The organism is Stenotrophomonas sp. AGC87 (assembly GCF_057333975.1).
In genome coordinates this window covers 447,668-459,711 of record NZ_JBHFHW010000004.1, presented here as the reverse complement: position 1 = coordinate 459,711, position 12,044 = coordinate 447,668, and the positions used below count along the sequence as shown (strand labels likewise).

The 12,044-nt window shown below is 66.0% G+C and carries 6 protein-coding genes and 1 pseudogene; 5 read left to right on the top strand and 2 right to left on the bottom strand.

Features of this window, described 5'->3' with window-relative positions:
• Positions 1-152: 152 nt before the first annotated feature.
• The gene (locus ACE026_RS02830; protein WP_486037665.1) at positions 153-2,351 is read right to left on the bottom strand and encodes a TonB-dependent siderophore receptor; all 2,199 of its coding nucleotides are present in this window, start codon (positions 2,349-2,351) and stop codon (positions 153-155) included.
• A gap of 572 nt (positions 2,352-2,923) precedes the next feature.
• Here ACE026_RS02830 and fusA point away from each other — a divergent pair.
• The 5 genes from fusA to ACE026_RS02805 all read left to right on the top strand — a co-directional run bounded on the left by fusA (position 2,924) and on the right by ACE026_RS02805 (position 11,276).
• Positions 2,924-4,966 carry an elongation factor G gene (fusA, locus tag ACE026_RS02825; protein WP_486037663.1) on the top strand — a complete coding sequence of 681 codons (2,043 nt, stop codon included), beginning with the start codon at positions 2,924-2,926 and terminating at the stop codon, positions 4,964-4,966.
• Positions 4,967-5,318: 352 nt separating this feature from the next.
• Positions 5,319-6,731 carry a hypothetical protein gene (locus ACE026_RS02820; protein WP_486037662.1) on the top strand — a complete coding sequence of 471 codons (1,413 nt, stop codon included), beginning with the start codon at positions 5,319-5,321 and terminating at the stop codon, positions 6,729-6,731.
• A 155-nt stretch (positions 6,732-6,886) separates the two neighbouring features.
• The gene (locus ACE026_RS02815) at positions 6,887-7,813 is read left to right on the top strand and encodes a M14 family metallopeptidase (RefSeq protein WP_486037660.1); all 927 of its coding nucleotides are present in this window, start codon (positions 6,887-6,889) and stop codon (positions 7,811-7,813) included.
• A gap of 118 nt (positions 7,814-7,931) precedes the next feature.
• Complete coding sequence (locus tag ACE026_RS02810; RefSeq protein ID WP_486037658.1) at positions 7,932-8,489, top strand: ECF-type sigma factor; 558 nt, start codon at positions 7,932-7,934, stop codon at positions 8,487-8,489.
• A gap of 33 nt (positions 8,490-8,522) precedes the next feature.
• Positions 8,523-11,276 (top strand): protein kinase domain-containing protein, encoded by a 2,754-nt coding sequence (locus tag ACE026_RS02805; protein ID WP_486037656.1) that lies wholly within the window; start codon positions 8,523-8,525, stop codon positions 11,274-11,276.
• A gap of 18 nt (positions 11,277-11,294) precedes the next feature.
• Here ACE026_RS02805 and ACE026_RS02800 read toward each other — a convergent pair.
• Positions 11,295-12,044, bottom strand: a pseudogene (locus ACE026_RS02800) (thioredoxin family protein); the annotation flags it as partial.

Here is a 12,044-nt window from a genome sequence, read left to right as displayed (position 1 = left end):
CCGATGGCACGCCGACCGAGGTCCTGACGCGGGAGCACATCGAGCGTGTCTACCAGCAGCCGGTGCTGGTGCTGCGGCATCCGCAGCGCGATGTCCCGTTGGTGGTGGTGACCGACGCGTAGCGCCGGGAGTTACCCCGGCGCCGCCACCCTTTACCAGCCGAAGCGCGCCGTCGCCATCACGGTGCGGCCGCTGCCGTAGTAGCACGACGACACGCCGGTACAGGTGGATACGAAACGCTTGTCGGCCAGGTTGCTGGCGTTCAAGGCCAGCTGCACGCGGGTGCTGCCGAACTGGCCGAGGTCGTATCGGATCGCGGCATCGAACAAGGTGTACGACGGGATGAGATACAGGTTGGCGCTGTCGCCGTAGCTCTTGCCATTGTAGCGCGCACCGGCGGCCAGGCTCAGGCCCTGCAGAGCGCCGCCCTGGAAGGTGTAATCCGCCCAGAACGAGGCGCTGTAGTCGGGCACCATGATCAGTTCCTTGCCCTTGTACTGATCGCTGCGCGTCATCTCCGAATCCATCCAGGTGGCTGCGCCGATCAGGCTGAAGCCCTGCGTGGGAGTGACGCGGCCTTCCAGCTCAACGCCGCGGATGCGGCCTTCGCCGTCCTGGATCGAGCACCGCGCGTTGCCGGTATTGCCGCAGCTCATGTGGCTCAGGTCGGGATCCTGGGTGACCAGGTTTTCCTGGCGCAGGTCGTAGGCGGCGAGGGTGATCAGGCCGTCGATGCTGGCCGGCTGGTACTTGACGCCGGCCTCCCACTGCTTGCCATACACCGGATCGAACGCGCGCCGATCAAAACTCTGCAGCGCGCTCGCGGTGGAGGGCTGGAAGGATTCGGCGTAGCTGACATAGGGCGTGAACCCGCTGTCGAACACGTACAGCAGGCCGGCATTGCCTGAGAACGCCTCGCTCTTGATCACACTGCGCGGCTGCAGCACCGTCGCGCCCGTCACCAGGTTGCGGGTGGTGCTGGAGGAATCGTCCTTGGTCCAGTCATACCGGCCGCCAAGGGTCAGGCGCCATTGGCCAAGGGCCAACTGGTCCTGCAGGTACAACCCGCTCTGGCGGTTGATCCCTTCGGTGGGGCTCAGCGAGGTGACGCGCGGCGTGTAACCGCTGTACACCGGGTTGAAGATGTCGATCGGTGCCGGGTTGCTCATCGCACCGCGCACGCCTTCCCAATCGGCCTTCTGCCAATCCCAGCCCAGCAGCAGGGTGTGGTCGACCGCGCCGGTGGCGAAGCGTGCCTGCAACCGCGTGTCCAGCGTATCGCCATCGGAATCGCCGGTGCCGTAGGTGGCGCGGCGCTTCTGGGTGCGGCCATCGGCGTTGAGCGCACCGTCGGTGACCACGCCGCGGTACAGCGAATCCACGTGCGTGCGTCGCGCGCTCTGGCTCAGGGTGAGGTGATCGTTGAACTGGTGCTCGAACAGCCAGCCTGCGGTCCACATCGTGCGGTCGAACGTGTTCCAGCTCGGCTCGCCGATGAAGGTGGTGTTCTTCATGTGGCCATACGGCGTGGCGTTGAGCGTGCCGGCCATCGGCAGGAACTGGTATGTCGAACCGCCATCATCCTTCTGGTACAGGCCGAGCAGAGTGATGCGGGTGCGCTCGGCCATCTGCCAGGTATAGCTGGGAGCGAGGAACCAGTGCTGCTGTGCGGTGTGCTTGATCTGGGTGTCGCCGTCGCGATACAGGCCGACCAGGCGGAACAGGTGGTCGTTGTCGGCCGTGCCGGCGCCGACGTCGAACGCCGCGTTGTACTGGCCATTGGCATCCACACCCACGCGCAGCTGCTGCTCCTGATCCGGCGTCGGCGTCTTGCTCACCTGGTTGACCATGCCACCCGGGGCGACCTGACCGTACATTACCGCCGACGGGCCCTTGAGCACTTCCGCCCGCTCCAGGTTCCAGCTGTCGAACATGCTGCGGTTCCACTGCGTGCCCTGCGGCGCGCGCATGCCGTCCAAGGTGACGTTGTTGGCCCAGCTGCCGGCATCGAAGCCACGGATGCGGAAGTCATCCACGCGGTTGTCGATGCCCGAGCTCTCCAGGCTGACACCGGCGACATAGCGCATCGCATCGTTGAGCGACTGCACACCGCGCGCATCCAGTTCCGCCCGCTCGATCACCGATACCGATTGCGTGGTCTCGGCCAGCGTGGTGTTGGTTTTGGTTGCGCCGCTGATGCTGTTAGCAGCGCGGTAGGCATTGACGCGCACCGCGTCCAGATCGGTGGCGGTCTGGGCGTAGGCGGCGGGAACGAATGCGGTGGCCAGGCAGGCCAGGGCCAGCAGGTTGGGGCGCAACCGGCGCGGATGCAGGAGCAGGGAGCAGGGCATGGGCAACAACTCGAGAACGCGGAGGAAGGGGCGCTGGCGCTGGCTCGGCTTCCGGGGTCGGGTGGCGCCAGCCTCGCGGGCGTCGTCAAGACGACGCATATGGCCCCATTTTAGGGATAGTCGCCGCATTCGCAATTGCGACACATTCGCACACGCAGGGTGGGCCGATCTAGAATCGCCGACATGAATGGTGTAAATGTGTGTAAATGACGATCAGTGTTGCAATGGTGGCGCTAATTGGGGCTTGTGGACGGCCATCAGAGGTCTACAATGCCGGCTACACCCCAGGTGACCCTCATGACTTCGATGCCGCTTCTGACGTTTTTTACCCTGACCCGCGTTTACGCGGCACGGGCGCGTCTGCCAATCGGAGTGCGAGGCTGCTGACCAGAACGCCGGTCACCCTGGACCCCACGCAGAGCGCCCACCGGGCGCTCTTTTCGTTTCCACGTAGCAGAACTGTTTGAAGGAGAACGTGCCATGCACCAGATCGCCGAGCCCCAAACCTGGCCGCACGCCCGTTAGCCAACGGCGGCGTGCGGCTCCCCGATGTTGGCAGCGAGACCTATCCCATGAACACCCATACCCAGACCCTTACCCTCCGGCGCAACCTCGGCATCATTGCCCACATCGACGCCGGCAAGACCACACTCACCGAGCGGCTGCTGTGGAAAACCGGCGAGATCCATCGCGTCGGTGAGGCGCATGACGGCGCGGCGACCACCGATTTCTCGGCGATCGAGCGCGAGCGTGGCATCACCATCGGCGCGGCCGCCGTGCAGGCCCATTGGGCACCGCGCGCCCAGCCGATCCATCACTTGACCCTGATCGACACCCCCGGCCACATCGATTTCGCGATCGAAGTGGAACGGTCCCTGCGCGTGCTTGATGGCGCGGTCGCGGTGTTCTCCGCGGTGGACGGCGTGCAGCCCCAGTCCGAATCGGTCTGGCGCCAGGCGCGTCGCCATGGTGTGCCGCTGATCGCCTTCGCCAACAAGATGGACCGCACCGGTGCGTCCTTCGAGCGCGTGCTCACCCAGCTGCGCGAGAAGCTCCGTGCCACGCCGTGGGCGCTGGGCGTGCCGGTCGGGACCGAAAGCCAGTTCAACGGCTGGGTGGACCTGGTGGACCGCAGCACCGTGCATTGGGATGACAAGGGCACGGCCCTGCGTCATGCCTGGACGACCGATGAGACTGCCCAGTGGCTGCCGCAGCGCGAGGCGCTGATCGAAGCCGTGGCCGATGCCGACGACGTGCTGGCACAGGCGTGGCTGGAAGGCGCGGTGATCGACAACGCACAGCTGCGCGCGGCGATCCGTCGCGGCACCTTGGCCGGTGCCGGCGTACCGGTGCTGGCGGGTTCGGCGTTCAAGAGCAAGGGCGTGGAGACGCTGCTGGATGCGGTGGTCGACTATCTGCCCTCGCCACTGGACCGGCCGGCGGTGGTCGCCACCGAGAACAGCAGCGATGTGCTGCTGCCACCGGACCCGGATGGCCCGCTTGCGGCGTTGCTGTTCAAGATCACGCACCAGAACCACGGTGCGCTGAGCTTCGTGCGGGTGTATTCGGGCACGCTGAAGGTGGGCGACGCGCTGGCCAGTTCGCAGCATCCGCAGGGGCGACGCGTCAGTCGCCTGGTGCGGGTGCAGGCCGACCAGACCCACGACATCAAGCAGGCTGTGGCCGGTGACATCGTCGCGGTGCTGGGCTGGAAGGATGCGGTCAGCGGTGAAACGCTGAGTGCACCATCGCGCCCGCTGCTGCTCGATACGATCCAGGCGCAGCATGCGGTGCTGGCATGGCGGTTGACGGCGGAGAAGGCCTCGGACCTGATCCGCATCAGCCAAGGGTTGGCCAGCCTGGCGCAGGAGGATCCGTCGTTCCGTGTCGAGACCGATGCGGACAGCGGTGAAACCCTGATCTGGGGTATGGGCGAGCTGCATCTGGAAGTGATGGTTGAGCGCCTGCGCACGGAGTGGGGCGTCACCATCCGCACCGGCGAGCCGCGCGTGGCCTATCAGGAAACGCCGAAGCGTGCGGTCCAGCGGGTGGAAGGCAAGGTCGCCAAGCAGACCGGCGGCCAGGGCCAGTTCGCCCAGGTGCTGATCGATGTGACGCCACGCGAGGATGGCGAGGTGACCTTCGTCGACCGCACCGTCGGCGGTGCGATCCCGCGCGGGTTCGTCAACGCGGTGGAGAAGGGCGTTCGCGCTGCACTCGGCGAAGGCCCGCTGGGCCATCCGGTGGTCGGTATCGAGGTGACGCTGGTGGATGGCCAGACCCACGTCAAGGATTCCTCGGACATGGCCTTCCATCGCGCCGGCAGCGAGGCGGTGAAAGCGGCGCTGGCCCAGGCCGGCACGCAGTTGCTGGAGCCGGTGATGGAGATCGCGATCCACGCGCCGTCGGGCAATGTCGGCGATGTGGTCGGTGACCTCAACCGCCGCAGTGGACGGGTGGCTTCGATCGAGGACCAGGACGGGCAGGCGGAAGTGCTCGGCTATGCACCGCTGGCGCGACTGGGTGGCTACACCACTTCGCTGCGTTCACTGACCCAGGGGCGCGCGTCCAGCGACATGCGCTTGAACGGGTATGAGGCGGCGCAGACGGCGTGAGCGTGCAGGAGGGATGGGAGCCGGGCGACCGGCTTCCATTCTTTTGCGTCGTGCTCAACGGTCGGTGCCACTCGGCGCGGTGCGGGATTCGTGATCCATCGCGCATCGCTGCCGCAATCGTCCACTCTTGTCGGTTCAATACCGCGATTTATGGCTGCCTGCGACACGTGGCACTGCCGCTCGTTGGCCACTGTCAACCTTACTGCCGCTAATCCGCGACCATGACTCGCGTCGTGCACGTTCAATCGCATTGACGTTTTAAGAATAGTTGTATTGACCCGCCATTTTCCGTCTGTAGCATGCCGCGCCTTATGTGTACCGACTGCCGGCCACGCGGATGAGGGAAAGTGTCATGCAACATCGCTTGAAAGAGAACGTCTCGTCAACGGAGTTCCGGCCTCGCTCTACGGCTTGTGGGATCCTTCTTCTGTGCATATCCCTTTTGCCTGCGTGCGCCGCAGGCGGCATGCAGAGCGAGCGCGATCCTGAGAAGGTCGCGCTCGCAATGTATCGTGCTGATCTGACGCTGAAACGCGATGCCATTTTATCGCTGTCGGAGTACTTCGGCGAGAAGCAGGATGACGCTGAACCGCACTGGGGGAAGAGCCCGTCCGTTGCCGTATCCGAGGCTGAGATGGCTCAGCTGGTGTACGACGACGCGGTGAGAGGCGTTGCGGTGGACCCACGGCTCAGGAGGCAGTTTGGACAGCTCTTCAGTGCGCTGATGGAACTGCGATTGCTCGCTGACTGTCGCACGACAGGTGCGAAACCGCTCGCTCCCAGCGATGCCGGCAATGCGCGTGTATCCGTTTCGCTGGAGTGCATGCACCCGACGTGGAACGTCGATGACGATGATGCTGATGTGTCGCAGCCAGCGACGAAGCGGATGGCGAAGCTCCTGAATGATGTCCAGCGTGGTATTGAGGGTCAGAGGACGGTGCGTAGCATCGCGACGCTTGAGCTGGAGCAGCACAACAATCATGGCCGGCGGGAATGGATGGTTGACCAGGGCGCAGATACCGCCGAGGCGGTGGCCGAACTTATCTACGGAAACACCAACTCATTCGGAAAGCCGTTCAGGAACGCCCTGCAGCTGCTTCGGAGTGAATCTGCCCGTGTGTTCGAGAATGCGCCATGGGAAAAGCTGCCGGCCGACGGTTTGGGTGCGCAGAACGTTGTGATGATGGCGGTCAGCGCCAGCAATAGCCTTGATAGAGACACATTCCTGGCGTACTGGACGGCTGTGGGTAAGCCAAAGGTCGCGATCGAGCGGAAGTTGTGGCCTGCTGCTGTTGAGAAACGTCGTGCCTTGACGCCACAAAGAAACTGGGTCGAGAGCGACGGTGGTCGCCACTGGCCGATCTTCGAGGCAAGTCTGAAAGCGCTTGAGGCTGCCGTCTGTGAGGCCGGCGAGCCAGAGTATGTTGTGTCCCGCACGCCTGACCTTCAGCGTTCAGCCATTGTCACGCTTAGATGCGCGGTGCCTGCGTTGGCGTACTCGCAACAGCAGGGATGGGAGGTGAACACGAAGGGGATGGCTCCGCTCAGCATAGCTGCGCAAGTACAGGCCGATTACCGGAACGTCAAGGGTGTCCAGCGCTGGGTGGCAGATGAAAGGTCCACTAACGCGGTAACGGTGGCATTGTTCAGGGCTGTCTACTTGCGGACAGCGGGAGGATCCATCGGGTCCGACATTGGCAAGGATCCGTGTTCGTCTCTTCTTCTTCTTGATGGTGGCGAACCTGACACGGCTGAGTGCCGCTGAGGCTGAGGCGTTCCTCCCACCCGGGGGGTTCTACGAAACCTGCGCCTCGGCGAGCGGAAGCGCGGCTGGACGGACCACACGGAGCTAGAATATCCATCGCAATGTCGCATGCGGCCCACGGCTGCAGCGACCGGATCTCTCCTTGGAGTACGGCAATGAGCAGCACGCATTTCTACCCGATCGGTACCCCGGGCCAGCCCTGGGGCGACGCCGAGCGCGCACAGTGGCGGGCCGGTCAGCAGCGGCAGCGCAGCTATCACGACGATGTGGTGGCCGCGCTTGAGCGCCTGGGCGAGCGTTACGAGGTGGTGCAGTACGGCCAGCTCGATTATGCGCCGGACCACTATCCGTTGTTCGCGGTGGTCAACCTTGATTGGGACGCCACCCTGCCCACCGCGCTGGTGACCGGCGGGGTGCACGGCTACGAAACCAGTGGCGTGCACGGTGCGCTGCAGTTCCTGGACCAGCACGCCGAAGCGTACGCGGGCCGTATCAACCTGATTGTCGCGCCCTGCGTCAGCCCGTGGGGTTATGAGCGCATCCAGCGCTGGAATCCGGACGCGATCGATCCCAATCGCAGTTTCCGTGGCGAAGGGATGATTGAAGAAGCGGCCTCGTTGATGCGCTGGATCGCAGCACGTGGCGACACCCTGCTGGTTCACATGGACCTGCACGAGACCACGGACAGCGATCTGCATGAATTCGATCCTGCACGCTGCGCGCGTGATGGCATTGCGCTGGTGCCGGACATCATTCCCGACGGCTTCTACGTGATCGGCAACAGCGAAGACCCGCAGCCGGCGTTCCAGCAGGCGTTGATCGCAGCAGTCGAGAAGATCACCCATATTGCCCCGGCCGACGCGAATGGCGAATTGATCGGCATGCCGCTGCAGTCGCCGGGGGTGGTCTGGGGGGAGTCGCGTTCGATCGGTGCGTGTGCCGGCTTCACCGATGCGCTGTACGCCACCACCACCGAGGTGTACCCGGACAGCCCGCGGACCTCGCCCCAGGAGTGCAACGCAGCGCAGGTCGCGGCGGTATGTGCCGGCCTGGACTTCGCCCTGGCCCATCCGCGCGGCTGATCGCCCCCCGTCCTCAGCCCCCGCCGGCGCGCTGGTGCCAAGGCGCCCGTGCGCTATCATCGGTCATCAAGGACGGGGGCGTCTGGCCGGGGAGGCCGGAGGCGACGGAGCGGGGACGATGAGCGGCGATGTCACGCAGTGGCTGCACCGATGGCGGCGCGGGGATCCGCAGGCGCAGGCGCATCTGTTCGATCTGATCTATCCCGCGCTTCGCGAGATGGCGGTGGCGCGTATCGGCCAGCGCCAGGCTGACGTGACCCTGCGGCCGACCTCGTTGATGCATGAAGCGCTGTTGCGGGTGATGGGCTCGGACGTGGAGTTCGTGGATCGCGCGCACTTCCTCGCGTTGGCGGCGTTGAAGATGCGCGCGGTGCTGGTGGATTTCGCGCGCAGTGGCGCGGCAGCCAAGCGTGGGGCCGGGGCGTGGAACCTGACCTTGTCGCACGCTGATCAGAACGTGCCCTATGCGCCGACCTGCGACTACGAGGTCCTGGCGCTGCACCAGGCATTGAACCAGCTCGCCGGGCACGATGAGCGTGCCGCACGTGCGGTGGAATACATGTATTTCGGCGGGATGGACCGCCAGGAAATCGCGGTCGTGCTGGAGGTGTCGGTACCGACGGTCGACCGCGATCTGCGCTTTGCGAAGGCTTGGCTCAATCAGCGCCTGGCCTGATCGGGGGCGTTATCGTGACAGGGGGATGGGGCAATGACGGATGACCGCTGGCAACAGCTGCGCACGATGTTCGATGCGGCGTGCGAACTGCCGCCGACGCAGTGGCGCACCGAGCTGGGGCGGATGACCAACGATCCGGCCCTGCTGGATGAGGTGATCGAGCTGCTGGAAGCGCAGACCATGGCGCTGGACAGCGCGCAGCGCCCTCTGCGCGAGTTGATTGTCCAGCTTGCCGAGCCGGATGTGCAGGTGGGTGAACGGATCGGTCCGTGGCGGCTCACCCGGCGCGTGGCCAGTGGCGGCATGGGGGCGGTGTTCCTCGCCGAGCGTGCCGACGAGACCTACCAGCAACGGGTGGCGATCAAGTTGCTTCGCGGCTTGGCGACGACCGAGATCAGCCAGCGCCTTGCCGCCGAGCGGCAGATGCTGGCCGGGCTGGAGCACCCCAACATCGCCCGGTTGTACGACGGTGGCAGCACCCCTTCCGGCCAACCCTATCTGGTGATGGAGTACGTGGACGGCGAGCCACTGGACCGCGCCTGCTGCGACCGTCCGCTCGATCTTTCCCAGCGCCTGCAGCTGTTCGTTCGGATCTGCCGTACGGTGCAGGCCGCACACGCACGCCTGGTCGTGCACTGCGATCTCAAGCCCAGCAATATTCTGGTGCGCGCGGACAACGAGCCGGTGCTGCTGGACTTCGGCATCGCACGCTGGCTGGGCGGCGCTGCCGAGTCCCGTGCCGACCGTTTCTACACGCCGGTCTACGCCAGCCCGGAACTGATTGCGGGCGAGCAGGTGGGTGTCACCACTGACGTGTACAGCCTCGGTGTGATCCTGGTCGAGATGCTGGCCGATCGCCGGCTTGGCCATGATGGGCAGCCGGCGGGTGCCGCGGTTCCGTTGCCCAGCAGCTGGGCGCGGCCATCGTGCGCGTGGCGAAAGCACCTGGAGGGAGACCTCGATGCGATCGCTGCCAAGGCCAGTGCACGTGACCCTGCCCAGCGCTATGGCTCGGTGGAGGCGCTGGCCGATGACATCGAGCGCTGGCGCACGCACCATCCGGTGCGCGCGCGTGGTGGCAAGGCGCGCTATCGGGTGCAGCGCTGGTTGCGCCGCCACTGGCAGGCGGCCGGCGTGGCGGTCGCGGTGACGGCCATGGCGGGCGGCTTCGTCTGGCGATTGAGCGAATCCAGTGCGCGCGCTCAGGAAGAAGCCGCCATCGCCGAGCAGGTCAGCGAGTTCCTGGTCGCCGCCTTCGATGCCGCCGATCCGCGCGAACGGGGTGCGCGCGGCACCGAAGATGTCAGTGCACGCGCAGTGCTCGATGCCAGCGCGGCGCAGGTCGATGCGGAGCTGGCCGATTCACCGGCGTTGCGGGCACGCCTGCAGAGCGTGTTGGGGCGCGCCTACCAGAACATCGGCCTGCCCAAGCAGGCCGAAACGCTGCTGCGCAGCGCAGCTGAAGGCCTGGCATCGCCGTCGGTCGATCGCGCGCGCCTGGCGGCGCAGACCTACAGCGATCTGTCGGTGGAGATGAGCAACGGCAAGCGGGGCGAAGAAGGCCTGAAGTACGCCGAACGTGCGCTGCAGCTGCTTGATCGCGAAGACGATGCACGCACCCGCGCACATGTGCTGAACTCGCTGGGCCTGGCCTACAGCCAGCTGGAGCGCTATCCCGAGAGCGAGGCAGCCTTCCAGCAGTCGCTGGCAATGCGCAGCACTATTCGCGAGCCGGGCACGGAAGGCGGCACCGCGACGGTGATGCAGAACATGGGGCTGATGTACCGCAACCGTGGTGAGCTGGACAAGTCCGAGCAGCTGCTGCGCGATTCGCTGGAGATCAAACGGCGCCGCAGTGAGACCAGTGCCGATTACCAGCACGGCCTGCACGCACTGGCCATGACCCTGCAGGAAGGCGGCAAGCCGAACGAAGCTGCACCGCTGCTGCTGCAATCGCGCGACCTCAGCTTGCAGCTGTATGGACATGACAGCTCCCGGACGGCCCTGGCGTACTGCGAGTTGGCGTTGCTGCACATGGATCTGGGCCGTTACACGGAGAGTGCGGAGGGCTTTGATACCTGCCTGCGCATCAGTGCGCTCACCAGTGGCGAAGACAGCATCGACCACGCGATCAACCTCAACAACTACGCCAATCTGGAAGAAGCCCGCGGCGATATCGGCAAGGCGGAGCAGCTGTACCGGCGCTCGTTGGCGATCCGCCGCCAGGTCCTGGGGCCGGACAAGCCTTCCAGCCTGCGGGCAGAGATGAACCTGGCGCGGCTGCTGATGCGCAGCGGTCGTGCCGACCAGGCCGGCCCGCTGATCCAGCGCGTGTTGCCGATCTGGCAGCGGATCAGCCCGGCCGACGCGCCGGATCTGCGCATTTCGCACCTTGGCGAGATCGAGTGGATGATCCAGCGCGGGCAATCGGCGCAGGCAGAGCAGGCGCTGCTGGCGATGGCGCCGATCGTACCGTCGATGTCGCCGCCGTTGCAGCTGCGCTACCAGCAGATGCAGGCCGAAGCGGCGCTGCGTTCCGGGCAGGCCGCCTTGGCGGCGACCCGTTGGCGTGCGGTGCTGGAGGGCAATGTTGCGTTGTTCGGGGCGCAAGCGCCGTCCGTGGCGCGCTTCCGGGTTCCACTGGCCGAGGCGCTGCAGGCCAACGGCGAGCGGGAGGCTGCGCGCCGGCAGATCGCGCAGGCCAAGCCACTGCTGGAGGCGGAGCTGGTGCCCGGCGCGCCGTATCTCCAGCGGCTGCATGCGCTGGAGGAGCGCCTCAAGGGCTAGGCTAGGCGACGCCCCGCATCAGCTCTTCAGCCACCCCTCGCAGCCCGCGCTGCCGTCGTCGGAGGTGGCCGCCTTTGCGCACGTTGCGGTCATCCGCGCCTGCAGCCGGGTGAGGCTCTCCGCGCCGTGATGCTCGCGGCTCCACGCCTGCAATGCGGAACCGAGCCGTTCGAAGCGCTGGCGGGTGCGCTGGTGGTAGCCGGCCGGCTGCACGGCGAGATCGGCGATGACCTCGGCCGTGGCGGTCTCGATCGCCCCCGCATCACCCGGGCTCAGGCGCAGCAGACCCTCCACGTACAGCACCCCCCACTGCACGCGGGTGGCCGGCCCCTGTGCGCCCTGGTAGGCCTTGTGCAGCCAGGCGATGGCCGAGGCCTTGTCGCCACGTTCTTCGGCAAGGTCGGCCAGTTCAGGCATGTAGTAGTACGGCGTCTCACTCCGATCAAGCTCGGCGAGCAGCAGTTTCTCTGCCGAAGCGTCGTCGTTGATCTGGCGCAGCACGTACACCGCGGTGCTGATCGTCGCTTGCCGTTCGTGCAGTGTGGTCGCGGCCGCATCGGCGGCGGCGACGCGTTGCGCCGCCTTTGCCTTCAGCGCTGCCGGAATGGCCTGGTCTGGCTGCTGCTCGCGCTGCAGGGCCAGTTCGGTGATCACCGTGCCCAGCCGCGCATCGGCCTTGTCGCCGAGTGCGTGGTCGGCGGTATCCAGCGCCGTGAGCAGCTTCACTCCCAGTTGCTGCGCCTGTTCCGGCGTGGGGGGGGGGGGGGG

What these genes read in the sequence shown, in the direction of transcription:
- ACE026_RS02810 (WP_486037658.1), top strand. Translation starts at nt 7,932, where the DNA reads ATGAGCGGCGATGTCACGCAGTGGCTGCACCGATGGCGGCGCGGGGAT.
- ACE026_RS02820 (WP_486037662.1), top strand. Translation starts at nt 5,319, where the DNA reads ATGCAACATCGCTTGAAAGAGAACGTCTCGTCAACGGAGTTCCGGCCT.
- ACE026_RS02805 (WP_486037656.1), top strand. Translation starts at nt 8,523, where the DNA reads ATGACGGATGACCGCTGGCAACAGCTGCGCACGATGTTCGATGCGGCG.
- fusA (WP_486037663.1), top strand. Translation starts at nt 2,924, where the DNA reads ATGAACACCCATACCCAGACCCTTACCCTCCGGCGCAACCTCGGCATC.
- ACE026_RS02830 (WP_486037665.1), bottom strand. Translation starts at nt 2,351, where the DNA reads ATGCCCTGCTCCCTGCTCCTGCATCCGCGCCGGTTGCGCCCCAACCTG.
- ACE026_RS02815 (WP_486037660.1), top strand. Translation starts at nt 6,887, where the DNA reads ATGAGCAGCACGCATTTCTACCCGATCGGTACCCCGGGCCAGCCCTGG.